Genomic DNA, 26594 nt, shown 5'->3' on the forward strand with positions numbered 1-26594 from the left:
AGGTGTGAGGTGTGAGGTGTGAGGTGTGAGGTGTGAGGTGTGAGGTGTGAGGTGTGAGGTGTGAGATATTTTCGCCATTAAAAAGCCGGCTTTCGCCGGCTTTTTGCTTCTAAATCAGCTTGTTAGCATTTTTTAGAAGTTGTACTGAATACCAACGCCGTACAGGTCGTCTTCGTCAGCTGCATCGCTGATCACGTATTCACCGTACAGCTTGGCTTTGGCAGTCAGGCTGTACTGAACACCCAGGGTAATGGCGTCAATGGTGTCAACTTCTGCAGTAGAACCAGCTGCATCATACTCCTCTTTGGAGTACTGAGCCAGTACCTTCCAGGCGTCTACGTTGTACTCGGCGTGCAGTTCATAACCTTCGGCTTCATTAGTGCCGCCAGCTACATCTTGCTCACGCTCGGTGTAAATGGCTGCCAGGTAGAGGCCGTCCAGGGTGTAGTTTACGCCAACAATCCAGTTGTCTTGATCTTCAGCGTCAAGGAAACTGATCTGCTCATAGGCAGCACCGAAGCCCAGGCCCATCGGCAGGGTATAACCGGCTGATACGTTCCAGCGATTCTCTTCACCGGTGTTACCATCAATTTTGTCGTTGTCGTTAAAGGCATAACCGGCACGCAGATCCAGGCCGTTGTTGGCATAGGACAGGCGAACCATGTCGTCTACCTTGTCGGTGGTGCTCAGTTCATCACCAAACGCAACCGCACCACCAAAAATGTTGAGCACGTCGGTGTAGTCGGTCAGCTGAGCATAGGGGCTATTTACACGGCCAAAGGTCAGGTCGGTGGTGTCCATAAAGCGGAAGCCGGCCCAGGCGTAACGGGAAGAAATGCCTTCGCCGTCGTCAACACCGTCAGACTCTTCGTCGCCTTCGGTAACCACGGCCCACTCCAGCTTACCAATCAGGTCAACGTCGTTGTTTACCATGTATTTAACGTTCACACCCAGGCGGGCTTCACCGTCGCCACCGAAGTTTTCGGCTTTACCGCCAGACTGGTAATCACGCTCACCGGCTTCGTATTGTACGCGGCCGTAGATATCTACCTGATTGCCTTCGTCGGAATATACGGTCACGGCGCTGGCAGAGGTGGCGAACAGCGCAGGAATGGTCAGTGCAAGAATCGTTTTTTTCATGATTTTATTTGCCTACTGTAATTAAACACTAAGTCCTTGTTATTCCCTGTGTTAGCAACGCTAGCGTTACTATGGCGAGCAGCCTATCACCGGGTTTTTTACCTTGCAACAAAATCGCGGGAACTTTTTATGACAGTTATGTTCCCCGCCAACGCAACTGTGACGGCTCCCCGCTTTTCAGCAATAGACTTTGCAACTGGCATATAACCGACTACCAGATATACTTGTGCCCGCATTTTATACCGGAAAACCGCCATGCCAAGCCCCGATTACCGCGCCCTGGTGCGGGCCAATTACCGTCAGTTAAGCCAGTCAATTCAGGGCTTTAAACCCAGACGGGAGCAAAACTTCCTGGTGGCGGAAATCGGCAAGGTGCTGCTGGGCCAGTACGACTCTGCCCGGCGCATTCTGGTAGCCGAGGCCGGCACCGGCATCGGCAAATCACTGGCCTATCTGCAGGCCAGCATTCCCTGGGCCCGGCTTAACAATAAAAAGGTGGTGATCTCTACCGCCACCCTGGCGCTGCAGGAGCAACTGGTCAACAAGGATCTGCCGCTGTTTCAGCCCCACTGCCAGCCCACCTTTACTTTCACCCTGGCCAAGGGCCGCGCCCGTTACTGCTGTCACCAGCGACTGCAAAGCCTGGTGCAGGGAGAAAGCCAGATTGGCCTGTTTGAAGCCACCGATGCACTCACGCCTGAACAGCAAGCGCAGCTGACGCAGTTGTGGCGGGCACTGCAAGACGGCAGCTGGGCCGGCGACAGAGACGGCTGGGCCGAGCCCATTGATGATGCCCTTTGGCAACAACTGCAAACCGAGCGCCACAGCTGTCAGCCCCAGCTGGGCCATAGCCAGTGTCCCTTTCACCTGGCCCGGGCCGAGCTCGACAAAGTGGATGTGATCGTGGCGAACCACGCCCTGCTGCTGGCGGATCTGGCCATGGGCGGCGGCATTATTCTGCCCGAGCCGGAAAGCTGCGTGTATGTGCTGGACGAGGCCCATCATATCGCCCATATCGCGCGGGAGCAGGGCTCGGCACGGCTGGCACTGCGCAACACTCGGCGCAACCTGGAACAATTCAATAAACTGCTGCCCACTATTGCCGCCGCATTGAAGGACGAGGGCCAGGGTGCCGTTAACCGTACTCAGCAAGCGCTGCAACAGCTGATCCCGTCCCTGAACGAGCTTTATAAACAGTTGCAGGCCGCCCTGCGCCGGCAAGAGCTCGTTCCCGACGACCAGGGCTGCCTGCGCTTTACCGCCGGAGAATTGCCCGAGCTACTGAGCCATACCCTCACCACCCTCAAGGACGAACACAAGCAACTGGCCCAGGGGCTGGGGCGACTGCAAAGCGCCCTTGCCGAAGCGCTCAAACAACAGCCTGGCAACAGCACAGTATCGGGCGCCATGGCATCGGTCAGCCTACAGCAGTTGCATGCCGACGAGGCCCTGGGATTGTGCGAACTCATGCTGAAGGCGGTGGGGCCCAAACACACGCCGCCGGCACGCTGGCTGGAGCAGGGCAAAAACGACATTACCCTGTGCGCCACGCCACTGGCGGTGGGACATTTGCTGGAGCAATGGTGCTGGTCCCGAGCGGCGGCGGTGATCATGGTGTCGGCCACCTTTACCGCCCTGAACGACTTCAGTTATTTTCGCCGGGCCGTGGGCCTGCGCGCCGACGACGGCAGCCAGTATCTGCGACTGAACTCACCCTTTGATTACCAGGGCTCACGCCTGATTATTCCCCCACTGCCCTGCGAGCCCCAGGATGCCGGCTTTGACGACCTGCTGACGAAGGAAATTCCCCGCTGGCTGAAAGACCAACAAGCCAGCCTGGTGCTGTTTTCGTCCTACCGGCAAATGAATGCCGTGGCCAAGACCTTGCGCGGCAAGGGCCATTCCCTGCTGGTGCAGGGAGAAGCCGGGCGCCAGGCACTGCTGGAGCTGCATCGCATGAAGTGCGACGGCAACCAGCCCAGCGTGCTGTTTGGCACCGGCAGCTTTGCCGAGGGGCTGGACCTGCCCGGCCATTACCTGACCAACCTCATTATCACCAAGCTGCCCTTTGCGGTGCCCACCTCACCGGTGGAAGAAGCCATGGCCGAATGGATCACCATGAGTGGCGGCAACCCCTTTATGCAGCTCACCGTGCCCGAGGCTTCGCGCAAACTCATTCAGGCCTGTGGCCGTCTGCTGCGCACCGAAACCGACAAAGGCCGCATTGTGCTGCTGGATAGGCGTCTGGTCACCCGCCGCTATGGCTCTGCACTGCTCAATGCCCTGCCCCCCTTTACACGGGAATCGTGACACTGGCATGGCTTTGCCAATTGCGTCCGGTTTTATAAATTGTCACAATTTGCCGGTTTACTTATCATGATTTCGATAACGAAACGCCCCTTGCGGGCAATACGGCTCAGGAGCCCATCACAATGAAACTGCGTATTACCCTCGCCGCCCTGGCCGCGGCCGGTTTTTCCCTTGGCGCCAGCGCCGCCACCTTTGAAGCTCAGCAGCCCTATCAAATTTTTCTGGTGAACGGCGAAAAGGCCTCCAGCTCCGCTATTCGGGAAGCTCATGAAGTGGCCCTGAATGAAGGCAAAAACCAGCTGGCCATCGGCTATACTCAAGATTACTCCACCCGTTCCGACACACGAGTGCTGAACGGCGATCCGGTCATCATTAAACTGGACAACGTGCCCGCCGATGCCGAACTGGCCATTACCTATCAAGAGCCCCTCAACTACCAACTGGCCAGGCAGTTCCTGCGCGAGCAGGACACTCACCTTACCGTGGTGGACAAGCGTAACGGCCAGACCGTTGACGCCGAGATTACTGCCATTCCCATGCCCGCCGGCCTGAACGTGGCCGAAGGCATTCAGGAGTACCTGATGGAAACCCGCCAGGCCTTTAACGGCCGCACCGAGGCCGCCGTGGCCGCCGCCCAGGAAAAGTTTGGTGACGCCGTGCTGGACGCCGACGCCATGGAAATGCTGCAGCACTGGTGGAATGCCGCCGACGCCGATACCCGTCGTGCCTTCCAGATCTGGGCCATTCAGCAGCAGTAATATAAGGCACAAAAAATAGAAAGGACCGGCGTCATTTGAACAATGACGCCGGTCCTTTTTTTGCTTCAGAACCCCGATCCCGGTTGTTTCAGGAACTCCCGCTCTTCGGGGGTCGATGGCCGGCCCAGAATGGCGTTGCGGTGGGGATAACGGCCAAAGCGGGAAATAATGTTGCGATGGCGATGCTCAAAATCCAGGTTGTCGGCAAAGCCCAGGCGTTCAAACAGTGCCAGGGCCTGGTCGTGAATGTTGAGCGACTCGCTGTGCATAAAGGGCAGATACAAAAACAGCCGTTGCTGTTGGCTTAATGCCTGCTCGGCCCCCTGAGCGATGGCTTCCTGGGCCAGCACCAGAGCCATGCCGTCGGCGGCAAAGGCGTTCGGCTCACCCCGGTATATGTTGCGGGAAAACTGGTCGAGCACAATGATCTCGGCCAGCCGGCCCGGAGCGATCAACCGCCATTCAAACAGTTCTCCCTGACAGGCGCGCCGGTGCAATTGGCCGAAGCGCTCGGCAATGGCTGCATCCAGCGCCGCATCCTTGCGCCACCACTGGGCCGGTGTCAGCTCTTCAAACCAGAATTCCAGCACGCCTTGATACATGGTTCGCCCCCTACTTCGCCGCATGTGGCCGAAGTATAGAAGAGGCAACCCGCATCAGAACACCCAGTGCGCCACCAGGGCAATCACCGGCAGGGTCACCAGGGTACGCATCAGGAAGATGACAAACAGCTCCACAATGTTTACCGGAATTTTGCTGCCCAGCAGCAGTGCGCCCACTTCCGACATATAAATAAGCTGGGTCACCGACAGGGCGGCGATCACAAAACGGGTCATGTCGCTTTCAATGGAGGTAGCCAGAATGGCCGGAATGAACATGTCGGCAAAGCCCACCACCATGGTCTGGGACGCCGCCGCCGCCTCGGGAATTTGCAGCAGTTCGAGCAGCGGCACAAAGGGCATGCCCAACCAGCTGAACAGGGGCGTGGTTTCCGCCACCACCAATGCCAGGGTACCAAACGCCATTACCACCGGCAGCACGCCCAGCAGCATGTCCAGGGCATTGTGCACACCGGCACGCACCACCTGCCCCAGGCTTTCCACTCGGCTGGCCCGGTTCAGTGCCAGATCCAGGCCATGACGCAGGCGTGAATAGCCCTCGGGAGTGGCTTCGGCGTCGGCCGGCCGGGCGTCACCATTGATAAAGGTGTCTTTCTTCCAGCACAGCGGTGGCAGCCGCGGCACCACAATGGCCGCCACTATGCCGGCCAGACAAACGGCCCCATAGAAGGGCAAAAACATGTGCTCCAGCTTGACCTGGGCCAACACCACCAGGCTGAAGGTAATGGACACCGCCGAGAAGGTGGTGCCGATCACCGCCGCTTCCCGCTGCGTGTAGTGTTTGCCTTCATATTGCTTGCTGGTGAGCAGTATGCCCACGCTGCCATCGCCGAGCCAGGACGCCATGCAGTCTACCGCCGAACGCCCTGGCAGGCGGAACACCGGCCGCATAATGCGGGTAAGCAGAGTGCCCACCAGCTCCAACAGACCAAAATCCAGCAGCAGCGGCAACAACAGACCGGCAAAGATAAACACGGAAAACAGCACCGGCAGCAGATCGTTCAGCACCAGGCCGCCGGTGTCGCCGCTATACAGCAGCTCGGGCCCCACCTGGAAATGCACCATCAGCACAAAGGCCGCACCCAGCAGCCGGCTCACCAGCCACACCGGGCTCACGTTGAACAGGGTGTTGAGAAAGGCACTGTTGCCGATCCAGCAAGGCCTGGCCAGGGTGCCCAGCAAGGTCAATGCCGCCGACAGGGTCACCAGGCCGGTAACAATGGCGGGCAGCTCATCAGCCAACACGCCCTGCACGCTCTTGGCCAGCACCGCAATCATGATGGTAATGTCGCCCTGCCAGGCCACCGGGGTCATGAACAGCAGGATCCCTGCCAGCGAAGGAAGCAGAAACATCAACCAGTTGCGGGTGATGCCCACCGGTTTCGTCAGCGTTTTTTCCATGAATACTCCTTGCCGCCGGGTTCCGGCCCGGCGTGAATGTAAATCGGTAATTGCGAACACGCCGAACTCCTCATTGCAGTCAATGCATAAAGAACGGAGAACTACGCATAATGCAGCACAAGAATCGGTGCCTGATGAATAGTTATTTTACAGGCAAAGATTTTGCACCAAAAGACACAATTGGAATATTACACTGTAAATCGAGAGAAAAACCGGAGTTGCTTCTCAAAAATTTAACAACTTGACTCCAGACCCATAACAGCGGGTTATCGCCTCGTCAGCAAAAAGCACAGCTCGTCAAAAAAGGTGCAGTCACCCGCCGCCACCCTGGGGTGTTGCCGCCCTTGCTGCTGCCTGTCGAGCAGGCTGACCTCGAAGCGCGACTCAAACAGGGTACGCACTTCCGTCTCATCCACCGCAAAGGGGGGCGTTTGATCCTTGGCCGAGTCATGGTTCAGGGTCACCAGCAGCACGCGCCCGCCAGAAGTGATTAACCGGGCCATCAGATCGACATAGTCCGCCCGCATGGCGGGCGGCAGGGCAATCAATGCCGCCCGGTCGTAGGCGGCATTAAATTGACGACCCAGCTGTTCGGCGGCAAAAAAGTCCCCCGCATACAGGTGGTAGGGCGCACAGAGCCAGTGTTCAAAAGCCCCCTCGGCAGTGCGCTCGGGAGTGAGCCCGGCTTCCTCAAAAAAGCCCGCCACCGCCAGGGGCGACAGCTCAAAGCCGGCCACGGTATGGCCCTGTTCCGCCAGCCAGTGCATGTCCAGGCTTTTTCCGCACAGAGGAACCAGCACCTCGGTGCCTGGCCCGGCACCAGTGTGGTGCCAACAGGTACGTAAATGCAGATTAATGTCGCTCTGATGAAAGCCGATGCGGGATGATTGCCAGCGTTGATGCCAGAAGTTCGCGTCCATGATGGTTCTCTCGCCAATAAAAAACCGGACTATGGCAGTCCGGTTTTTTATTCTCAAGGGAAAGTGCCTCAGTCACCGACTCCCATGTATGGCATCACTCCCCTTCATCTGCCACTGCTGGCGGCCCTGGCCGGCAGATCGACTCCTCGCCCTAGCTCCCGGCATTGCGCCCGGCGCTGCCAGAGCAGCACGGCGATCAGGGCATAGAGGCCGATTACCACCAGGCCCACCCATTCAATCTTGAGCGGCGTGAACTGGAACAGCAGCACCAGCACGAACATCAATGTCCAGTTCAACACCAGGTAACGCCCCTTGCCGAGCTTTTCCGCTTCCATGCCCAGGTTGGTGGTGTAGAGACGGATCAACGAGTCGAGGGAGTTAATCACGAAAATCACGCCCACCACCACCATCGCCAACCGCAGCTCGTTGCCGATGGCAATGGCCTCGCTGAAGTGCAGATAGAGCACGGAGAACCAGATGGCGATGGGAATGGAAGGCACCACCAGCATGGCCAAACACAGTTGCCAGGCCGGCAGGCCGCCGGCAAAGCGGGCCACAAACTGGCCGATCATGATGCTCCAGGAAAACCACCAGAACAGGTAAAAGGCATGGTAATCACTCATGGGCGTCACAAAACGGTGCAAATTGCCGAAGTAGTCGCCAATCTCCGCCATGGTGCCCGCCAGCGCCGGCACACCGGCGCCCGAGTTCACCGCCATAACCGCGATCAGTGCCACAAACAGCCAGGTGGAGGCCACGCTTAGAAACTTCACATATCGCACGTCCGAGCTCGACCACACGGCGCACAACACCACCAGGGCCACCAGGCCATAGCGCAGCGCCGGCGTAATCCCCGTCACATAGTCCGGCAGGTAGCTGAGAAACAGATAACCAGTAAAGGCACAGGTGCCGATGATCACCAGATTGTTGATAAAACGCACCAGAGGCAACTCAAACAGCCTCACCCTGGGCTCGATCAGCACAAAGTAAAAGGTGGTGAAAAAGTAAAAACCCCACACCAGAAAGCCCCAGAAGCCAAACTCGATGGCGAGCGGGCTGGCAAAGCCGTAGACAGACTCACTAACGTAAACCGGAAACTCGGTCAGTGGAAACATCACCAGGCCCACATCCAGGCCCGAGGTAAACAGAATGGCGATAAAGGTAAACAGGGAGGTCGGCATCTCCCCCTTGCAGGGCACACGGCCGTAACGCAGCAATATCCACACCGACGCGGTCAACGTCAGCACAATGGCAACAGACAACACCATATCCATGGAGAATCCTCTTTTGTTGGTTCCATCAATCAATTCATGCCCAAAGGCAACGGGTTTGTGGCTGGTTGACTTTCCCTCCTGACAAGCATCATTGGCGCCGGCGACGCCACGTTTATTGAACATTCAATCAATGATTAACTTTATATGCAGAAAAAAAATCAATAGGTATCTGTTGCGACCCGAGGCATGCCTGTTCGCGACAAGGTGGAATGGGCCGAAAAGAGGGGTCTGTCAGCGGCGGTTGTATTGCCGAAGGCCCGTGCAGCAGGCCAGGCATTTACCGGAGCCAGAAAGGGTGCGCCAACAACAAAGGCGCTCAAAGGGGATATCGAAAAAAAGGACGGCATGGCGCCGTCCTTGTCGAGTCGAGGCGATTAGCCCCGGCGCACCTCGGCCGCAGGCTTGGTGCTGTTGTAAACGGTTTCGTCCAGCTCGTTTTCGCTCTTGCCGATCAGCACGGACACCATAAGATCACCGCACACGTTCACGCTGGTACGGGCCATGTCGAGGATACGGTCGATACCGGCCACAATGGCCAGGCCTTCCAGGGGCAGCCCCACTGTGGTCAGCACCAGCGACAGCATGATCAAGCCGGCGCCGGGCACACCGGCGGTACCAATGGAGCCCAGGGTGGCGGTCATGATGATCAAAATGTAATCGGACATGGCCAGATCAACGCCAAAGGCCTGGGCCACGAACACGGCGCAAATACCCTGATACAGGGCGGTGCCGTCCATGTTGATGGTCGCGCCCAGGGGCAGCACAAAGCTGGACACGCCCTGAGACACACCCATTTCCTCGCGGGCCGCCTTGATGGTGGCCGGCAGGGTGCCGGAGCTGCTGGTAGTGGTGTAAGCCACCGCGGCCGGGTTGATCAGGCCTTTCAGGTAGCGCACCGGGTTCAGGCGACCCAGCACGCTGATCAGGCCACTGTAAACCACCAACACATGCACCAGCGAACCCACATACACCAGGGCCACCACCTTGATCAGCGGCAGCAGCACCTCCAGGCCATACTTGCCCGCCACCCAGGCCATCAGACCAAACACACCATAGGGGGCCAACTTCATGATAATTTCGGTCAGCTTGTACATGCCTTCGGCCAGACTCTCAAACAGGCGAATGGCCGGCTGTGCCTTTTCACCACAGAGGGTCAGGGCAATGCCCAGACCCAGGGCGAACACGATGATCTGCAGTATGTTGCCGGCAGCCATGGCGCCGATGGGGTTTTGCGGGATCAGCGCCAGCAGGGTCTCCACCAGGGAAGGGGCTTCGCTTGCCGATACCGGCTCGGTAATGGTCATGTTCATGCCGGCCCCCGGTGTGAACAGCAGCGCCAGCATCAGGCCAATGGTAATGGCCACCGCCGTGGTACCCAGATAGAGCACCACCGACTTCAGGCCAATGCGGCCCATTTTGCGGGTGTCCTGCATGGAGGTCACGCCCACCACCAGGGAGCAGAATACCAGCGGCACAATCAGCATCTTGATCGCGTTGATAAACAGCGTGCCAATCGGCTTCAACACTTCGGCGTCCGGCCCCATCAGGGTGCCCGCGATCACACCCAGCACCATGCCTACGAGAATTTTTTTCCAGAGCGCCAGTCCGCTCCAAAAGCCGCTACGGCCCTGATCTACTACTGTCTGTTCCATCGTCAGTTCCTTGTTACTGATGTCGAGGTATACAGCCGGACGCGGCCCTGTGCGGGTGCACATCCGAACCATCGGTATCTGGCGCTCACTCGCCAATCCCTGACGTAATAACAGCAAAGGCCGTGCCAGCTTTTGACAAACAGTTAAGCAACTGTTTTTTAAATAATTTTTAATGAAAATTGAGTGACAGCGCCGAATGGAAGGGGTATAACCAGGGTTATAAAGGGAACCAGCAGAAAACGGAAAAGTACAATTTTATCAAAAGGATAGAAAGGGTAACCCGGGTTATAACCCATCACCCGGGTTATAGGGGTTGTCAGGCCTCGTCGGCCGCGGCCTTTTTCAGCCGTTTGCTCAACGCCGGCTGGGAAATACCCAGCAGCCGGGCGGCGAGTGACTGATTGCCCTCGGCCCGGCGCATGGCCTCGGCCACCAGCAGGTCGCCCACTTCGGTCAGCCTGGGCAGGGTCTGCATGCGGCGAAAGGGGCTCGGCTCGTCTTCCCCCTCGGTCAGCAGGGGCAGCTCCTGTTGTCCAAGGGCCTGACGGAACACCTCCATCGACAGCATTTTCGACTTGTGCCGGCTCATGGCGTCATAAGCCAGGGCCCGCAACTCCCGCACGTTGCCGGGAAAGGCGTAGTTGGCCAGCAGCACCGGTAATTCCCGCGGCAGGGTGGGCACGGTTTTATCCAGCTCCGCCGCCGCCTCGGCAAGAAAATGCTCCAGCAACAGGGGAATGTCGCCCTTGCGCTGGCGCAGCGGCGGAATTTCCACCTGATGGGTACGCAGCCGGTAGTAAAGATCCTTGCGAAAACTGCCTTCCTGCTGCTTGCGGGCCAGATCCTGGTGGGTGGCCACCACCACCCTGGCACTGATGCGTTTGGGCCTGTCACTGCCCAGGGGGTAATATTCCCCTTCCTGCAGCAGCCGCAACAACTTGACCTGGGAAGTCAGGCTCAGGTCGCCAATCTCGTCCAGAAACAGGGTGCCGCCCGCGGCCTGCTCTATCATGCCGGCCCGGGCCCGGTCGGCACCGGTAAAGGCCCCCTTGTGATGGCCGAACAGGGTATCGGCGAACACATTGTCGTCCAGCCCCGCCACGTTCACGCTGATCACGGGGCCGCTTCGGTTGCTCAGGGTATGAATGGCGTGGGCAATCAGCTCCTTGCCCACCCCGCTCTCACCGCAGATCAACACCGGCTGGCTGCTGGCGGAAACCGCCTCCAGGTACTGAAACACCGAGCGCATGCCCTTGTCCTGGGTAATGATGCCGGCGAACACCTCGGGGCGCTCCAGGGTATCGGTCAGAAAGCGCCGGCGCATCTCCTGGTTTTCCAGGCGCATTTCCTGGCTGGCAATGGCCCGGCGAATGCCGCCGATCAGTCGGTCTTCTTCCGTGGTCTTGACGAAATAGTCATAGGCGCCGAGGCGAATGCAGTTCACTGCCGTCTCCAGCTGGTTCAGCCCGCTGATGATGATCACGGCTATCTCGGGATATTCTTCCACTATCTGTTGCAGCAGGGCCTCACCCGACAGGTGCGGCATGGTCAGATCCAGCAGCACCAGGCCAATGGGCTCACGGGCAATGATGCCCATGACCTCCCGGCTGTCTTCGCAGCGATAAATGTGATTAATGCCGCCCCGCCGCTCCAGGGCAATGCTGAGGCTGCGCAGAAAGGGGGCTTCATCATCCACCAGCAGCACACCAAAGCTGGGGTAGGAATTGCTTTTGATCACGATGGGGTTCCTTCGATCGCGGGTAACGTCAGGGTGGCGCGGGTTCCCCGGCCCGGCTCGGATTCATATTCCAGCCGGCCGCCATGCTCCTGTACGATGCCGGCCGACACGGACAAACCCAGCCCGATGCCGCCCTGTTCGCGCTTGGTGGTAAAAAACGGATCTTTCAGCCGGGACAGATCGCCGGGCGATATGCCCACGCCCTGATCGGTAATTTCAAGATACAACTCGTTGCGTGGCGCCCGGTGTCCGGTGCGAATAACAATGCCCTGTTCCGGGCTGGTAAGGGCCTGACAGGCATTCACCACCAGGTTGATCAGCACCTGCTCAATGCGCTGGGCGTTGCCCCTGAAGTGCGGCAACCCGGGCTCGCAATGCACTTCCACGCGATGACTGGACGTGCGAATGGTGTTGTCGACCAGACGGATCACCGTGGCCACCAGCGCATTGAGATCCACGTTCTCGTTCAGCTCCGCCGGGCCCTGACGGGCAAAGTCGCGCAGATCATCCACGATGCGGCGAATGCGCCCGGCGCTGGCCTGCATGTCGTCGAGCATGGCGGGCAGCTCCTCGCGCATGCGGCTGTAGGGCAACCCGGCCAGGTAAAAATCGCCCTGCTGCTCATATTGCGCCTCCAGCAGCGCTTCCAGATCGGCAAAGGCGTCTTTCAGCACCGGCAGGTTGAGCAGCAGCAGGCTGCTGGGATTGTTGATTTCGTGGGCCACTCCCGACACCAGAATGCCCAGGGACGACATCTTGTCGGCCTGGATCAATTGCTGATGCTGCAGTTGCAGCTTCTCGCTGCGCCGGGCCACTTCCCGGGCCAGCATGCGGTTCCAGATGACAATCCCCCCCAGCACCACCAGCAACACCGCCGACACCAGGGCGGCGGCCAGGCCGATTTTCTTCCAGGGCCAGCCGCCCTGCTCCAGCGGCCCCAGCCACTTGTCGTAAATCTGTTGCAGGCGGCCGGTGTTCTTGAGAATGGCCAGCCCTTCGCTGAAGCCCGCCAGCAGCGCCTCGTTCCCCTTTGATACCGCATAGCCGTAGCGCTGGGGCTGAAAAGGCTGGCCCACCGGCACTATGTTGGACAACTCCAGCTCGCGGCCCAGATACAGCCCCGGCAGGTTGGCAACCAGGGCATAATCGTGCTTGCCCGCCGCCAGCAACCGCAGCGCCGAGGCATGGGTGTCGACCAGCACCAGGTTGTCTCCCACGTTATTGTGCAGCAGGTGGTCGTGCATAATGCCGCCCCGCTGCACAACCACCTCTTTGCCGCGCAGATCGGCCAGCTCCCTGGCTTCGTCTTCCCCTTTGCGGGCAAAAATGGACTGATACACAATGGCGTGTGGTGGCGAGAAACTGTAATCATCGCTGCGCTCGCTGGAGAAAATCATGCCCTGCAGCACATCCATCTCGCCCGTATCCAGGGCCTGGCGCATGCGATTCCAGTCGCCGAGGTGAAACTCCACCTGCATGCCCATGACTTCGGCAATGGCACGGGTCAACTCCACGTTGTAGCCGTCGGGCTCGCCGTCTTCATTGAGAAATTCATAGGGCGGATAGTCGTGATCGCCGCCCACACGAATAATGCCTTCCCGATAGGGCTCTGCCGCCATGGCGCCGCCCAGGGCCAGTCCCCACAACAACAGGCACGCCTGAAGCCATTTCATGCCGTGGGCTCCGCCCGGCCGTAATTCTGCTCACACACTTGCCAGAAGGCTTCGGCGGTGTCGGACAGGGGCCGGTTGCAGCGATAGAGACACACATTGAGCGGCAACTGCCAACGGTCGTCACCGCAGATCACCAGAAAGCCCTGACGCAACTCTTCTCGAATGGCAAAGCTCGGCACCCAGGCAATGCCCATGCCCTGCATGGCCATCACCTTCAGGCTGTCGGCCAGGGGTGACTCAAACGCCTGACGCAGGGTCACGGTGCGTGGCCGGCTGCGCAGCAACCGCTCCACACAGCGGCCGAGAAAAATTTCTTCGGGGTACCCCAGATAAGGCAGGGTGGCACCATGGGCGGCGTCCAGGTTGAAAACGGGCTGGCCGTCCTCATCGGCGCGACACACCGGCACCAGTTGCTCGGTTTGCAGCTCAAAACGGTGAAACTGCCCCGGCGCCAGGGTGGGATCTTCAAACGCCAGCAAAAAGTCGCAAATGCCGTTTTTCAGGGCCTGCACGCTGTCATCCACATTGGCCACCAGCTGGCGGGTACTGATGCCCTCCAGCTCTCGGCGAAACGACTGCAGAAAGGCGGGAAATAAAGACAGTGACAGGGTGTGAGACACGGCGAAGTCGATGGTGTGGGCACCACGCTGTTTCATGGAGCGAAGATGGCCGATGCTGTCGGCCAGCTGGGTCACCAGGTTGCGCGCGGTAATACGAAACAGCCGACCTTCATCGGTCAGTTGCACCGGCGTGCTGGTTCGGTCGACCAACTCGCAGCCCAGGGCGGTTTCCAGTGCGCGAATGCGCCGGCTGAAGGCGGGCTGGGTCATGTGCCGCTCCTGGGCGGAGCGGGAAAAACTCTGGGTGTGGGCCAATGAAAGAAAGTCTTCCAGCCATTTTGTTTCTATGTTCATGCACCACCCTTGGCTTGATACCCACAGCTTGGTCAGCCCGCTGACCGGTCAGGGTGGCATTATATCACTCGCCGGCGCCGATGCTCAGGGCCCTGTTGCACCATGCCAATCTGGCACCGGCGATAACAAAGCGGCATAACGGCGCCATCTTATTGATATTGCAACTGCGGCACGGGGGTTATGCGGCTTGCGCATAGGGGGTACTCAAACGGCATTGTCGGTGCCCTCGCCGGCTGTTTTAGGCTGCAAAAAAACAGCCTGGAGACAGCTTATGAGTTCCCTGATTGGCATTCTTGGCGGCATGGGCCCGCTTGCCACCGTCGACTTTGTGACCAAGATCATTCACCAGACCCCGGCCAGCCGGGATCAGGATCACCTGCCGCTGCTGGTGCATTCGGTGCCGCAAATTCCCGACCGCACCGCCTGCCTGCTGGAGAACAAGGAGTCTCCCCTCGAGGCCCTGCTGAAAGGGCTGAACACCCTGATAAGCGGCGGCGCCGGCTGCATTGCCATTCCCTGTAACACCGCCCATTACTGGTATGAGCCGCTGGCCCAGGCGAGCAGCGTGCCCATTTTGCACATTGCTCGGGCCTGCGCCGCGGCGCTTGCAGGTGAAAAGGTTGGTTCGGTTGGCCTGCTGGCCACCGACGGCACCCTGAAGGCCGGTTTTTATGCTCGAGAGCTGGCGGAATTTGGCATTGCCCTCACCACGCCTCGGCCCGAACTGCAGCGCCGAGTGATGGAAGGCATTTATCTGGTCAAGTCCGGCGCCGTAAAGCAGGGTGCTCAAATGCTGGATGGCTGCATGGCCGACATGCTGCAACAAGGGGTAGAGCGGGTCATTCTGGGATGCACCGAAATTCCTTTCGCGCTGGACTCCATTGGCTCGGCCCATGCCCATCTGGGCATGGACGCCACCAGGGCGCTGGCGGCGGCCTGTGTGCAGTGGCACCGCCAGCAGCAAATGGCGGTGGCGGCCTGATCGCACCGCCACTTTTATGACGGCCCGGGATATTGATGCCATGACGGCGTCGGCCCCGGGCCGATTTGCGTTTGCCAATCAGGCGACGCAGGGCGTCACCATGGACGCCGGGCTGAGCACCGCCGCCAGGCGCTCTTCGCTGAGCAGCTGCTCTTCGCGCACCAGCTCGGCCACGGTGGCGCCGGTCATCAATGCCTGGTTGGCAATGCGGCTGGCGTTGTCGTAACCGATATGGGGCACCAGGGCGGTAATGATGCCGATACTGTTATGCAGGTGGGCGGCACACTGCTCCTCGTTGGCCTTGATGCCGCGCACACAGCGCGTGTCGAGCATGCGAATGGCTTCACCCAGCATGCGGCTGGAGTTGAGCAGGTTATAGATAATCAGCGGCTCCATGGCGTTCAGCTGCAGCTGGCCGGCTTCCGCCGCCAGGGTGACCGCCAGATCGGCACCGATCACCTGAAACGCAGTCTGGTTCATTGCCTCGGGAATGACCGGGTTCACCTTGCCGGGCATGATGGACGAACCGGGTTGCATGGCGGGCAGCTGAATTTCGCCCAGGCCGGTGCGCGGGCCGCTGGACAGCAGGCGCAGATCGTTGCTGAGTTTGGACAGCTTCACCGCCACCCGTTTGAGCACGCTGGAGAAGGTAACAAAGGCGCCCATGTCGGAGGTGGCTTCCACCAGATTGCTGGCCAGGCTGACCGGCTGGCCAGACACCTCGGCCAGGTGATTTACCGCCAGCGGCGCGTAGTCGGGGTGGGCGTTAATGCCGGTGCCGATGGCAGTGCCGCCCAGGTTCACCTCGCACAGCAGCCGGCAGGCGTCGTCGATACGGGCGTCTTCTTCACCCAGGTTGACGGCAAAGGCCTCGAACTCCTGACCCAGGGTCATGGGCACGGCGTCCTGCAGCTGAGTTCGGCCCATTTTGAGAATGTGGGCAAACTCCTCGGCCTTGGCCGCCAGGCTTTGTTGCAGACCGGCAATGGCCTGCTTGAGCGGCTGGGCGGCAAACACGATGGCCAGCCGGGCGGCGGTGGGATAGGCGTCGTTGGTGGACTGGGAGCGGTTCACGTCATTATTGGGGTGCAGGTGTTTGTAGTCGCCCCGGGCATGGCCCAGCTTGGCCAGCGCCAGGTTGGCAATGACTTCGTTGGCGTTCATGTTGGTGGAGGTGCCCGCCCCGCCCTGAATAAGATCCACCACAAACTGATCGTGCAGGGCGCCGTTCATGATATCGGCACAGGCGGCGTTAATGGCTTCGGCCTTGTGCGGCTCCAGCTGGCCCAGATCTCGGTTGGCGCGGGCGGCGGCGGCCTTGACCATGGCCAGGGCGTTGATCAGCTCGGGAAAGTGGCTGATGGGCACACCGGTAATGGTGAAGTTCTGCTGCGCGCGCTGGGTTTGAATGCCGTACCAGGCCTCGGCCGGCACCGGCTGTTCACCCAAAAGATCTTTTTCAATACGTGTTTGCATTGGTTACCTGCTTGGTGGAGTTTGTGCGGTTCAAGGCCCTATTACAGCAGTGCGCACAGGCACTGAAAATTTGACGCACTGTCTCAAACTGATGCTGATTGGCGCAGTCAGTACACCAGAAAGCGACTGTCGCACCCTGTTGCAGAAAAATAACGTTAGGTATACTGACCCCAGTTTCACGGAGCCTCTATGCACCAAGACTTTGCCAAAAACCTGCGTCTGCTCTGCAGTTACTACAAGTCAGTAGCTGAGGTATGTCGCCGGCTGAAGATAAACCGCCCCCAGTTCAACCGCTATTTGAGTGGTCGCTACAAGCCCTCGGCCCATAGCCTGCGCCGCCTGTGCGACTTTTTCGGAGTGGAAGAGCACGAAATTCTGATGCCCCACAGCCAGTTCGAACTGCTGATCCAGGTGCGACCCAAGCCCCAGGTTGTGGAAGAGGCGCACCCGGAAGCCGAGCACATGAGCCTGCTGCAGGCCAACTCTCAGGGGCTGGAAAAATACCTGGGTTATTACTTTGAATACCACTACTCCATGGCCTTTCCGGGCAAGATACTGCGCAACCTGCTGTGCCTGGAGCGCCGGGGCGGCGGCGTGTATTACCAGCGCACCGAGCGCCTGCAACAGGCCCCGGGCGAGCGGGTGTTTCACAGCAAATATCTGGGCATGGCCCATCTGCTGGCGGATCGCATTTTTCTGGTGGACTACGAATCGCTCACCGGCAACCAGATCACCCAGACCATTTTGATCCCCACCTTTAAAAGCCGGGTGGGCCGGCTCAGTGGCCTGCGCCTGGGCGCCTCCGCCAGCGGCGAGCGCATTCCCAGCTGCACCCGAGTGGTGCTGGAATACCTGGGCCGGCAGGTGGACATTCGCCGCACCCTCTCCCTGTGCAGCACCTTTGATGCCGACAGCGGCCAGATCTCCGGCGCCATTCTTAACGCCATCGGCAACGACATGGCCCCCCACGAGCACCACTTTCGGGCCCGGCATTATTTCTGAAACCCTACAGCCTGCATCATCAAGCGGAGCGTTATACAGAAAAGGACGAATGTCTTGGTTATCTGAACGCTGAGTTGCAGGAATACCACCAGCTCCTCACTTATGAGATTCGGAAATAGCAAATCAAGACTCAGCCTTTCTCCTATAAAAAACGCCGGCTTTCGCCGGCGTTTTTGTTTGTTACCTCTTAGTGAGTCTCCCCCAGCCCCGCATAGGCCAGCTGCTTTTCGGTAAAGGCTTCAAAGCGCTGCTGCCAGTCCGACAGGGTCAGATCGGTGGTACCGGTTACCTGCACCGCCGTCACCTTGTATTCCGGGCAATTGGTGGCCCAGTCGGAGTTGTCGGTGGTGATCACGTTGGCGCCGCTGTGGGGGAAGTGAAAGGTAGTGTACACCACCCCCGGCTGCATGCGCTGACTGTGCCTGGCCCGCAGCACCGTGCTGCCGGTGCGGCTCTGAATATTCACCGGCTGGCCATCGGCAATGCCCCGTGCACTGGCGTCGTGGGGATGGATCTCCAGCACGTCTTCGCTGTGCCACACGTTGTTGTCGGTGCGCCGAGTCTGGGCCCCCACGTTGTACTGGCTGAGGATACGCCCCGTGGTCAGCAGCAGCGGAAACGCCTCGCTCACCCGTTCGATGGTGGGAATAAACTCGGTCACCACCATGCGCCCTTCCCCGATGGGGAAACTGTCACCGTGCATGATTGGCATGCCCTCGGGATGCTCGTCATTGCAGGGCCACTGAATGCTGCCCATGCGCTCCAGACGGTCGTAACTGACCCCGGCAAAGGACGGCGTCAGCGAGGCTATTTCGTCCATGATCTCCGACGGGTGCCGGTAGTCCATGGGGTAACCAAGGGCGTTGGACAGCGCCATGGTCACTTCCCAGTCTTCCTTGCCCGCCAGGGGCGCCATCACTCGGCGCACCCGGTTGATGCGCCGCTCGGCGTTGGTAAAGGTGCCGTTCTTCTCGAGGAAGCTGGCCCCCGGCAAAATCACATGGGCGAACTTGGCGGTTTCGTTGAGGAAAATATCCTGCACGATCAGCAGCTCAAGGGAGCGCAGTGCCGCCTCCACATGCTGGGTGTTCGGATCTGACTGGGCAATGTCTTCCCCCTGCACATACATGGCCTTGAAACGACCTTCGATGGCGGCGTCGAACATGCCCGGAATGCGCAGCCCCGGCTCGGCATCCAGCCCGGCGCCCCACACCGCTTCAAAGCGGGCACGCACGGCGCCGTCGGTCACCGGCTGGTAGCCCGGCAGCTCGTGGGGGAAGGAGCCCATGTCGCAAGAGCCCTGCACGTTGTTCTGGCCCCGCAGCGGGTTTACCCCCACGCCGGGCCGGCCAATGTTGCCAGTGACCATGGCCAGGTTGGCAATGCCCATGACGGTGGTGGAGCCCTGGCTGTGCTCGGTGACGCCCAGGCCGTAATAGATGGCGCCGTTGCCGGCGGTGGCGTAAAGCCTTGCGGCCTCGCGCAGGTTCTCCGCCGGCACGCCGATCACGGCGCTCATGGCCTCGGGGGCATGGCACGGATCGATAATAAAGTCGCGCCAAGCGGCGTATTCTTCCGGGGCGCAACGGGTGGCGATAAAGTCCTGGTCTTCCAGCCCCTCGGTCACGATCACATGGGCCAGGGCATTCACCAGGGCCACGTTGGCTCCCGGGCGAATGGGCAGGTGCAGGGCCTCGTCGGTATGCGGGCTGTCCAGCAGATCGATATAACGAGGATCGGCCACAATCAGCTTGGCGCCCTGGCGCAGCCGCTTGCGCAGCAACGAGCCGAATACCGGATGGGCGTCGGTGGGGTTGGCGCCGATCACCAGAATACAGTCCGACTGCATTACCGAATCAAAGTCCTGGGTGCCCGCCGACTCGCCCAGGGTCATCTTCAGGCCATAGCCGGTGGGGCTGTGGCACACTCGGGCGCAGGTGTCGGTGTTGTTGGTGCCGAGCGCGGCCCGCACCAGCTTCTGCACCAGGTAGGTTTCTTCATTGGTACAGCGCGACGAGGTAATGCCGCCCACGCTGTTGCGGCCGTGCTGTTGCTGCACCTCGCGCAGGCGCCGGGCGGCAAATTCAATGGCCTCCTGCCAGCCCACTTCCCGCCAGGGCTGGTCGATGGACTCGCGAATCATGGGGTGCTTCAGCCGGTCCTTGTGGCTGGCGTAGCCAAAGGCAAACCGCCCCTTCACGCAGGAGTGGCCGTGGTTGGCCTGGCCGCCCTTCCAGGGGGTCATGCGCACCAGCTCATCGCCCTTCATTTCGGCCTTGAACGAGCAGCCCACGCCACAATAGGCGCAGGTGGTGATCACGCTGTGCTCGGGCTGGCCCTTGTCGATCACCGACTTCTCGCTGAGGGTGGCGGTGGGGCAGGCCTGCACGCAGGCACCACAGGACACGCAGTCGGAATTAAGAAAGTCCGTTCCCTTGCCGGTGGAAATCCTGGAGTCAAAGCCGCGCTTTTCCACGGTCAGGGCAAAGGTGCCCTGCACCTCGCCACAGGCGCGCACGCAGCGGGAGCAGAGAATGCACTTGCTGGCGTCAAAGGTGAAATAGGGGTTGGACTCGTCCTTTGGCAGGCTCAGGTGATTCTCGCCGGCAAAGCCGTAACGCACCTCGCGCAGGCCCACGGCCCCGGCCATGTCCTGCAGTTCACAGTCGCCGTTGGTCGGGCAGGTCAGGCAATCGAGGGGGTGATCGGAGATATACAGCTCCATGATGTTGCGGCGCAGCTTGGCCAGCGCCTCGGTCTGGCTGCGTACCACCATGCCCTCGCTCACCGGCGTGGTGCAGGACGCATGCATGCCGCGCCGGCCTTCAATTTCCACGGTACACAGCCGGCAGGAGCCAAAGGCCTCCAGGTTGTCGCTGGCACAGAGTTTGGGAATGTTAATGTCCACCAGGGCGGCGGCGCGCATCACCGAGGTGCCTTCGGGCACCGTCACTTCCACCCCGTCTATGGTCAGGCTGATCTGTACGTCCGACAGGCGGGCCGGGGTGCCCAGATCCTTTTCGGGAAAAAAATGTTCAACCATCAGGCTTCGCCTCCCTGGCGCTGAAAGTCTTCGGGAAAGAGGGTATAGGCGCTTTTCACCGGAAAGGGTGTCATGCCGCCCATGGCGCACAGCGAGCCCTGAATCATGGTGTCGCACAGATCTTCCAGCAGCGCCATATTGGCATCGCGGTTCTCGCCCCGCATGATGCGATCGATCACCTCCACGCCCCGGGTCGAGCCAATGCGGCAGGGGGTACACTTGCCGCAGGACTCCTCCACGCAGAATTCCATGGAAAAGCGCGCCTGCTCGGCCATGTCGACGCTGTCATCAAACACCACCACGCCGCCGTGGCCCAGCACGGCGCCAATGGCGGAAAACGCCTCATAGTCGAGGGCGGTGTCAAACTGCGCTGGCGACAGGTAGGCCCCCAGAGGGCCGCCCACCTGCACCGCCCGCACCGGGCGGCCGCTGGCGCTGCCGCCGCCAAAGTCTTCAATCAGCTCGCGCAGGCTGTGGCCAAAGGCGAGCTCCACCAGGCCGCCCTGAGCGATGTTGCCGGCCAGCTGAAACGGCAGCGTGCCCCGGGAGCGCTCCACGCCAAAGCCGGCGTAGTGCTCGGGGCCGTCCCGCAAAATGGACGGCACCGCCGCCAGACTGAGCACGTTGTTGACCACGGTGGGCAGGCCAAACAGGCCCTCGATGGCCGGCAGCGGCGGCTTGGCCCGCACCATGCCGCGCTTGCCTTCCAGGCTTTCCAGCAGCGAGGTTTCTTCGCCGCAAATATAGGCGCCGGCGCCCAGGCGCACTTCCAGCGCAAAGGCGCGGCCACTGTTTTGAATATTGTTGCCGAGATAGCCGGCGGCCTCGGCCCGGGCAATGGCCAGGTCAAGGTGGCGGTGGGCCAGCGGGTATTCCTCGCGCAGGTAGATATAGCCCTGAGTGGCGCCCACGGCGAGGCCGGCGATAATCATGCCCTCAATCAGCATGTAGGGGTCGCATTCCATCACCAACCGATCGGCAAAGGTGCCGGAGTCGCCTTCATCGGCGTTGCAGACAATGTATTTTTGTGCACCGGCGGCATCCAGCACCGTCTGCCACTTGATGCCGGTGGGGAACGCCGCCCCGCCCCGGCCGCGCAGGCCCGATGCCTTGACCCTGTCCACCAGTTGCTGCGGAGTGAGTTCAAGGGCGTGATGCAGGCCGTCAAAGCCGCCGGTGGCGCGGTAATCGTCCAGCGACACCGGATCGGTTACGCCCAGACGGGCAAAGGTGACCCGCTGTTGTTTCTTTAGCCAGGGAAGCTCGTCGGTTGGCCCCAGGGCCAGGGGGTGATCATCGCCGAAGTGGCTGTCCAGCAGCGAGGCCACGTCGCCGGGCTCTACCGGGCCAAAGGCGCGGCGGCCGGTGCCGTCGTCCACTTCCACCAGGGGCTCGAGCCAGAACAGGCCGCGGGAGCCGTTACGCACCAGCTCAATCTTCAGGCCACGGGCTGCGGCCTCACGGCTTATCAGGGTGGCGACATCCTCGGCACCCAATGACAGCGCCGTGGTCTCACAGGGAACAAAGACACGCAGGCTCATCAGTTCAGCTCCAGTTTGTAGGTGGTCAGATCATCCACCAGGCGGTCGAAACGGGCCGGGTCCATACGGCCCTTTATTTGCTCCCCTACCCGCACCGAGGGGCCGGTGGCGCAGTTGCCCAGGCAGTACACGGGTTTAAGGGTAATGCTGCGATCGGCCGTGGTCTGGCCGTAGTCCACGCCCAGCCTGGCTTTGGCGTGGCTTTCAAGCGCGCGGGCGCCCCGGGCCTGGCAGGCCTCGGCCCGGCACAGTTCCACCACATGGCGGCCGGGCTGTTCGGAACGAAAATAATGATAAAAGCTCACCACCCCGTGCACATCGGCGGCGGTGCTGCGTAAATGACGGGCAATCACCCCGATGGCGACATCGGGAATGTAGCCAAAATGATCCTGAATACCATGCAGGATGGGCAACAGGGCGCCGGGTTTGTGTTTGAGTGACGTCACTATTGTTTCAACAGTGTCTAGAACGCCTGCTTGAGTCTCATCCATAACAGTATCAACCTTGTAAAACGGTGCTGGCGGTGCATCGAACCACCGCCATTTACAGTGCGTAAGGCCCGGCCGCTCCTGGCCGGGCGTGGTGACAACCCTGCACGCCCTCATTGAGGGTGCAGGGTTCACCCTATCTGTTGTCAGGCCACCATGCCATGGGGGTCGATCACAAATTTCTTGGCCACGCCGCCGTCAAAGTCGGCATAGCCCTGCACCGCCTGATCCAGCGAAATCACCTGCACGTTCACGGCCTTGGCGATCTGCACCTTGTCGAACAGGATGGCTTGCATCAGCGCGCGGTGATACTTCATCACCGGACACTGGCCGGTATGGAAGGAGTGGGACTTGGCCCAGCCCAGGCCAAAGCGCATGCTCAGCGCCCCTTCCCGTGCCGCCTCGTCCACCGCGCCCGGATCTTCGGTCACATACAGGCCGGGAATGCCAATCTGGCCGCCGGCGCGGGTGACCTGCATGGCGGAGTTGAGCACGGTGGCCGGCGCCTCCTTGCCGTGGTTGCAGCCGCAGGCATGAGCCTCAAAGCCCACGCAGTCCACAAAGGCATCCACTTCCCGCTCGCCCAGAATGACTTCCAGCTTGTCTTCCATGGAGCCGTCTTCACGCAGGTCGATGGTCTCACAACCAAAGCTGCGGGCCTGGGCCAGACGCTCCGGATTCATGTCGCCCACGATCACGCAGGCCGCGCCCAGCAATTGGGCCGAAGCGGCGGCCGCCAGGCCCACGGGGCCGGCACCGGCAATGTAAACGGTGGAGCCCGGACCCACGCCGGCGGTCACGCAGCCGTGGAAGCCGGTGGGGAAAATGTCGGACAGCAGGGTGAGATCGCGAATCTTTTCCAGCGCCTGATTCGGATCCGGGAACTTCAGCAGGTTAAAGTCGGCGTAGGGCACCATCACGTATTCGGACTGGCCGCCGACCCAGCCGCCCATGTCCACATAGCCGTAAGCGGCACCGGGACGAGCGGGGTTCACGTTCAGGCAGATGCCGGTCTTGCCTTCCTTACAGTTGCGGCAGCGGCCGCAGGCAATGTTGAAGGGTACAGAGACAATGTCGCCGACCTTGAGGAATTCCACGTCGCGGCCGCACTCGATGATCTGGCCGGTGATTTCGTGGCCCAGCACCAGGCCGGAAGGCGCCGTGGTGCGCCCGCGCACCATGTGCTGGTCGCTGCCGCAGATGTTGGTGGACACCACCTTGAGAATAACGCCGTGATGGCAGGCCCGGTTGCCCAGAGACAGTTCGGGAAAGGCAATGGACTGCACTTCAACCTTGCCCGGCCCGGTGTAGACCACCCCTCTGTTACCGTGTATTGCGCACATATTCAGCATCCTTGTTCTTGACGAGTGTCGCGCTCCCCAATGAGCGCACCCGGCCTGCGGCAACATCTGGTTCACAGGCCGGCTCCCAGTAGACTGCCGAATGCATTTGGCCACATTGCTGATTAAGACACCGATTTGCCAAAACAAGACATGGGGGGAATTCCGTGCCGAGTCCCCTTGATCATCGGCGCCAAAACCCCTAACCTTATTTTTATTGAACGTTCAATTAAGAAAAAGCCATGCCCATTACCGGAATAAAAGATACTCGCAGGAAACAGCTGATCGACGCCACCCTGGCGTCGGTGGCCGAGTACGGCCTGCAGAACACCACCATCAACAGTATCAGCCGGCTGGCCGGCATGTCGTCCGGCATTATCAGCCATTATTTCGGCGGCAAGCAGGGGCTGATTGAAGCCACCGTACGCCAGTTGCTGGACGAGCTCAAGCAGGCGCTGCTGTCCCGTACCGATGGCGGCCCCACCAGCCCGCAACAGCGGTTGATGATGATAGTGGAAGCCAACTTCACCGAGTTTCAGCGTTCACGGCCGGCCACCAAGTCGTGGCTGAGCTTCTGGGCCCAGGCCATGCACGACCCGAGCCTGGCACGGCTACAGCAGGTAAACAGCCAGCGGCTGATCAGCAACCTGACCTATTCGTTCCGTCCCCTGCTGGGTGCGGAGCCAGGCCGCATTGCCGCCCGCCAGACCGCCGCCATGATCGACGGCTTCTGGCTGCGCAGTGCCCTCAGTGCCAGTCCCGAGCAGGATTTCCGCGACGGCGAGCAACTGTGCAAGGCCTTTATCACCGATTTGCTACAGCACCATGGAGTAACCCCATGTCATTGACCAGACACCAGAACTTTGTAGACGGCCGCTATGTGGCCAACCACAGTGGCGAGACCTTTACCGTGGTCAACCCGGCCACCGGCGAGGCCATTTATGAAGTGGAAGTGGCCGACGACCATATCAAGGCGCTGGCCATCGACTCGGCGCAACGCGGCTTTGAACAATGGTCGGCCATGACCGGCATGGAGCGCAGTCGCATTTTGCTGCGGGCCGTGGCGCTGCTGCATGAACGCAATGACGAGCTGGCCCGCATCGAGGTGCTGGACACCGGCAAGCCCTGGCAGGAAGCGTCCGTGGTCGACGTGGTCACCGGTGCCGACAGCATTGAATTTTTCGCCGGCCTGGCACCTTCTATCGAGGGCAACCAGCAGGATCTGGGCGGCGACTTCTACTACACCCGCCGTGAGCCCCTGGGCATTTGCGCCGGCATTGGCGCCTGGAACTATCCACTGCAGATCGCCTGCTGGAAGTCTGCTCCGGCCCTGGCCTGCGGCAACGCCATGATCTTCAAGCCCTCGGAAGAAACGCCGCTGGGCGCCCTCAAGCTGGCCGAGATCTTCATTGAGGCCGGCGTGCCCGCCGGTGTATTCAACGTGGTGCAGGGCGACGGTGCCGTGGGCGCCTGGCTCACCGGCAATCCGAACATTGCCAAGGTGTCGTTTACCGGCGAAGTGGGCACCGGCAAGAAGGTCATGGCCGCCGCCGCCAGCAGCCTGAAGGACGTGACCATGGAGTTGGGCGGCAAGTCACCGCTGATCATCTTTGACGATGCCGATCTCGACGACGCCGTGTCCGCCGCCATGCTGGGCAACTTCTACACCCAGGGCGAAATCTGCACCAACGGCACTCGGGTGTTTGTGCACAAGCACATTTACTCAGACTTTATGGCGCGGCTGCTGGAGCGCACCCGCAACAACATTGTGGCCGGCGACCCCATGGATCCCGCCACCAACTTCGGCGCCCTGATCTCCAAGGGCCACCATGAAAAGGTGCTGGGCTACATTCGCAAGGGCATTGAGGAAGGCGCCACCCTGGCCTGTGGCGGTGAGGCGCTGCGTCCGGCCTCGGCCCCCAACGGCTATTTTGTGGCCCCCACCATTTTCACCGACTGCCGTGACGACATGACCATCTGCCGGGAAGAAATCTTCGGCCCGGTGATGTCGGTGCTGACCTTTGAAGACGAGCATGAGGTGATCGCCCGCGCCAACGACACCGACACCGGTCTGGCCGCCGGCGTATTCACCAATGATCTGCGCCGGGGCCACCGGGTCATTCACAAGCTGCAGGCCGGCATCTGCTGGATTAACGCCTACGGCGCTTCCCCCGCCGAAATGCCGGTGGGCGGTTACAAGCTGTCCGGCATCGGCCGGGAAAACGGCCTGGTCACCCTGCACCACTACACCCAGCTGAAGTCGGTGTATGTGGGCATGAACAAGCTGGAAAGCCCGTTTTAACCGGCGATGACGAGGAACAC

General features: G+C 60.5%; 20 protein-coding genes. 6 read left to right on the plus strand and 14 right to left on the minus strand.

The window, feature by feature from the left end; translation table 11 throughout:
* Nucleotides 1-132 precede the first annotated feature (132 nt).
* Nucleotides 133-1140 carry a porin gene (locus B6S08_RS05230; protein WP_094199686.1) on the minus strand — a complete coding sequence of 336 codons (1008 nt, stop codon included), beginning with the start codon at nucleotides 1138-1140 and terminating at the stop codon, nucleotides 133-135.
* A 255-nt stretch (nucleotides 1141-1395) separates the two neighbouring features.
* Here B6S08_RS05230 and dinG point away from each other — a divergent pair, with 255 nt between their 5' ends.
* Nucleotides 1396-3450 (plus strand): ATP-dependent DNA helicase DinG, encoded by a 2055-nt coding sequence (dinG, locus tag B6S08_RS05235; protein ID WP_094199687.1) that lies wholly within the window; start codon nucleotides 1396-1398, stop codon nucleotides 3448-3450.
* Between the two features lie 122 nt (nucleotides 3451-3572).
* Complete coding sequence (locus B6S08_RS05240) at nucleotides 3573-4208, plus strand: YccT family protein (protein WP_094199688.1); 636 nt, start codon at nucleotides 3573-3575, stop codon at nucleotides 4206-4208.
* 65 nt (nucleotides 4209-4273) lie between these two features.
* Here the strand turns inward: B6S08_RS05240 and B6S08_RS05245 are convergent, their stop codons facing one another.
* The 8 genes from B6S08_RS05245 to B6S08_RS05280 all read right to left on the minus strand — a co-directional run bounded on the left by B6S08_RS05245 (nucleotide 4274) and on the right by B6S08_RS05280 (nucleotide 14400).
* On the minus strand, nucleotides 4274-4810 hold the full coding sequence (locus tag B6S08_RS05245; protein ID WP_094199689.1) for a DUF924 family protein: 537 nt from the start codon (nucleotides 4808-4810) through the stop codon (nucleotides 4274-4276).
* A gap of 54 nt (nucleotides 4811-4864) precedes the next feature.
* On the minus strand, nucleotides 4865-6229 hold the full coding sequence (locus B6S08_RS05250) for a YjiH family protein (RefSeq protein WP_094199690.1): 1365 nt from the start codon (nucleotides 6227-6229) through the stop codon (nucleotides 4865-4867).
* A gap of 266 nt (nucleotides 6230-6495) precedes the next feature.
* Nucleotides 6496-7149, minus strand: a complete 654-nt coding sequence (locus tag B6S08_RS05255) for a thiopurine S-methyltransferase (RefSeq protein ID WP_094199691.1) — start codon at nucleotides 7147-7149, stop codon at nucleotides 6496-6498.
* A gap of 104 nt (nucleotides 7150-7253) precedes the next feature.
* Entirely contained in the window at nucleotides 7254-8423 is a 1170-nt protein-coding gene (locus tag B6S08_RS05260; RefSeq protein WP_094199692.1) for a BCCT family transporter, read from the minus strand.
* Nucleotides 8424-8797: 374 nt separating this feature from the next.
* The gene (locus B6S08_RS05265) at nucleotides 8798-10075 is read right to left on the minus strand and encodes a dicarboxylate/amino acid:cation symporter (RefSeq protein ID WP_094199693.1); all 1278 of its coding nucleotides are present in this window, start codon (nucleotides 10073-10075) and stop codon (nucleotides 8798-8800) included.
* Between the two features lie 316 nt (nucleotides 10076-10391).
* Complete coding sequence (locus tag B6S08_RS05270; protein WP_211284156.1) at nucleotides 10392-11813, minus strand: sigma-54-dependent transcriptional regulator; 1422 nt, start codon at nucleotides 11811-11813, stop codon at nucleotides 10392-10394.
* Nucleotides 11810-13486, minus strand: a complete 1677-nt coding sequence (locus B6S08_RS05275) for a transporter substrate-binding domain-containing protein (protein WP_165661634.1) — start codon at nucleotides 13484-13486, stop codon at nucleotides 11810-11812. Before B6S08_RS05275 ends, B6S08_RS05270 begins: the two co-directional genes overlap by 4 nt.
* A complete protein-coding gene (locus B6S08_RS05280) occupies nucleotides 13483-14400 on the minus strand; it encodes a LysR substrate-binding domain-containing protein (protein WP_094199694.1) in 918 nt (305 codons plus the stop codon). The genes B6S08_RS05275 and B6S08_RS05280 overlap by 4 nt, the downstream gene beginning before the upstream one ends.
* A gap of 271 nt (nucleotides 14401-14671) precedes the next feature.
* Between B6S08_RS05280 and cuyB the strand changes: the two genes are divergently transcribed.
* Entirely contained in the window at nucleotides 14672-15382 is a 711-nt protein-coding gene (gene cuyB / locus B6S08_RS05285; RefSeq protein ID WP_094199695.1) for a cysteate racemase, read from the plus strand.
* Nucleotides 15383-15460: 78 nt separating this feature from the next.
* On the opposite strand, the gene B6S08_RS05290 is transcribed toward cuyB, so the two are convergent.
* Nucleotides 15461-16858, minus strand: a complete 1398-nt coding sequence (locus B6S08_RS05290) for an aspartate ammonia-lyase (RefSeq protein ID WP_094199696.1) — start codon at nucleotides 16856-16858, stop codon at nucleotides 15461-15463.
* A gap of 189 nt (nucleotides 16859-17047) precedes the next feature.
* On the opposite strand from B6S08_RS05290, the gene B6S08_RS05295 reads away from it, so the two are divergent.
* The gene (locus B6S08_RS05295) at nucleotides 17048-17860 is read left to right on the plus strand and encodes a helix-turn-helix domain-containing protein (RefSeq protein WP_094199697.1); all 813 of its coding nucleotides are present in this window, start codon (nucleotides 17048-17050) and stop codon (nucleotides 17858-17860) included.
* Between the two features lie 187 nt (nucleotides 17861-18047).
* Here the strand turns inward: B6S08_RS05295 and fdhF are convergent, their stop codons facing one another.
* From fdhF to fdhA, 4 genes are read right to left on the minus strand one after another with little or no spacing between them, the layout of a single operon-like run.
* Nucleotides 18048-20903 carry a formate dehydrogenase subunit alpha gene (gene fdhF / locus B6S08_RS05300; RefSeq protein ID WP_094199698.1) on the minus strand — a complete coding sequence of 952 codons (2856 nt, stop codon included), beginning with the start codon at nucleotides 20901-20903 and terminating at the stop codon, nucleotides 18048-18050.
* Nucleotides 20903-22444 (minus strand): formate dehydrogenase beta subunit, encoded by a 1542-nt coding sequence (locus B6S08_RS05305; protein ID WP_094199699.1) that lies wholly within the window; start codon nucleotides 22442-22444, stop codon nucleotides 20903-20905. Before B6S08_RS05305 ends, fdhF begins: the two co-directional genes overlap by 1 nt.
* Nucleotides 22444-23049, minus strand: coding sequence for a formate dehydrogenase subunit gamma (locus B6S08_RS05310; protein ID WP_425435311.1), 606 nt, complete (start codon nucleotides 23047-23049; stop codon nucleotides 22444-22446). Before B6S08_RS05310 ends, B6S08_RS05305 begins: the two co-directional genes overlap by 1 nt.
* A gap of 29 nt (nucleotides 23050-23078) precedes the next feature.
* Entirely contained in the window at nucleotides 23079-24275 is a 1197-nt protein-coding gene (gene fdhA, locus B6S08_RS05315; RefSeq protein WP_094200556.1) for a formaldehyde dehydrogenase, glutathione-independent, read from the minus strand.
* 239 nt (nucleotides 24276-24514) lie between these two features.
* Here fdhA and betI point away from each other — a divergent pair, with 239 nt between their 5' ends.
* Nucleotides 24515-25120 carry a transcriptional regulator BetI gene (betI, locus tag B6S08_RS05320; protein WP_094199701.1) on the plus strand — a complete coding sequence of 202 codons (606 nt, stop codon included), beginning with the start codon at nucleotides 24515-24517 and terminating at the stop codon, nucleotides 25118-25120.
* Nucleotides 25111-26574: a betaine-aldehyde dehydrogenase gene (gene betB / locus B6S08_RS05325; RefSeq protein ID WP_094199702.1), complete on the plus strand. Its 1464-nt coding sequence runs from the start codon at nucleotides 25111-25113 to the stop codon at nucleotides 26572-26574. The genes betI and betB overlap by 10 nt, the downstream gene beginning before the upstream one ends.
* Nucleotides 26575-26594: the final 20 nt, after the last annotated feature.

Source organism: Oceanimonas doudoroffii (assembly GCF_002242685.1).
Classification (GTDB): domain Bacteria; phylum Pseudomonadota; class Gammaproteobacteria; order Enterobacterales; family Aeromonadaceae; genus Oceanimonas; species Oceanimonas doudoroffii.

Coding starts and splice junctions, on each gene's coding strand:
- B6S08_RS05230 (WP_094199686.1), bottom strand. CDS start 1,140: ATGAAAAAAACGATTCTTGCACTGACCATTCCTGCGCTGTTCGCCACC.
- dinG (WP_094199687.1), top strand. CDS start 1,396: ATGCCAAGCCCCGATTACCGCGCCCTGGTGCGGGCCAATTACCGTCAG.
- B6S08_RS05240 (WP_094199688.1), top strand. CDS start 3,573: ATGAAACTGCGTATTACCCTCGCCGCCCTGGCCGCGGCCGGTTTTTCC.
- B6S08_RS05245 (WP_094199689.1), bottom strand. CDS start 4,810: ATGTATCAAGGCGTGCTGGAATTCTGGTTTGAAGAGCTGACACCGGCC.
- B6S08_RS05250 (WP_094199690.1), bottom strand. CDS start 6,229: ATGGAAAAAACGCTGACGAAACCGGTGGGCATCACCCGCAACTGGTTG.
- B6S08_RS05255 (WP_094199691.1), bottom strand. CDS start 7,149: ATGGACGCGAACTTCTGGCATCAACGCTGGCAATCATCCCGCATCGGC.
- B6S08_RS05260 (WP_094199692.1), bottom strand. CDS start 8,423: ATGGATATGGTGTTGTCTGTTGCCATTGTGCTGACGTTGACCGCGTCG.
- B6S08_RS05265 (WP_094199693.1), bottom strand. CDS start 10,075: ATGGAACAGACAGTAGTAGATCAGGGCCGTAGCGGCTTTTGGAGCGGA.
- B6S08_RS05275 (WP_165661634.1), bottom strand. CDS start 13,486: ATGAAATGGCTTCAGGCGTGCCTGTTGTTGTGGGGACTGGCCCTGGGC.
- B6S08_RS05280 (WP_094199694.1), bottom strand. CDS start 14,400: ATGAACATAGAAACAAAATGGCTGGAAGACTTTCTTTCATTGGCCCAC.
- cuyB (WP_094199695.1), top strand. CDS start 14,672: ATGAGTTCCCTGATTGGCATTCTTGGCGGCATGGGCCCGCTTGCCACC.
- B6S08_RS05290 (WP_094199696.1), bottom strand. CDS start 16,858: ATGCAAACACGTATTGAAAAAGATCTTTTGGGTGAACAGCCGGTGCCG.
- B6S08_RS05295 (WP_094199697.1), top strand. CDS start 17,048: ATGCACCAAGACTTTGCCAAAAACCTGCGTCTGCTCTGCAGTTACTAC.
- fdhF (WP_094199698.1), bottom strand. CDS start 20,903: ATGGTTGAACATTTTTTTCCCGAAAAGGATCTGGGCACCCCGGCCCGC.
- B6S08_RS05305 (WP_094199699.1), bottom strand. CDS start 22,444: ATGAGCCTGCGTGTCTTTGTTCCCTGTGAGACCACGGCGCTGTCATTG.
- B6S08_RS05310 (WP_425435311.1), bottom strand. CDS start 23,049: ATGAGGGCGTGCAGGGTTGTCACCACGCCCGGCCAGGAGCGGCCGGGC.
- fdhA (WP_094200556.1), bottom strand. CDS start 24,275: ATGTGCGCAATACACGGTAACAGAGGGGTGGTCTACACCGGGCCGGGC.
- betI (WP_094199701.1), top strand. CDS start 24,515: ATGCCCATTACCGGAATAAAAGATACTCGCAGGAAACAGCTGATCGAC.
- betB (WP_094199702.1), top strand. CDS start 25,111: ATGTCATTGACCAGACACCAGAACTTTGTAGACGGCCGCTATGTGGCC.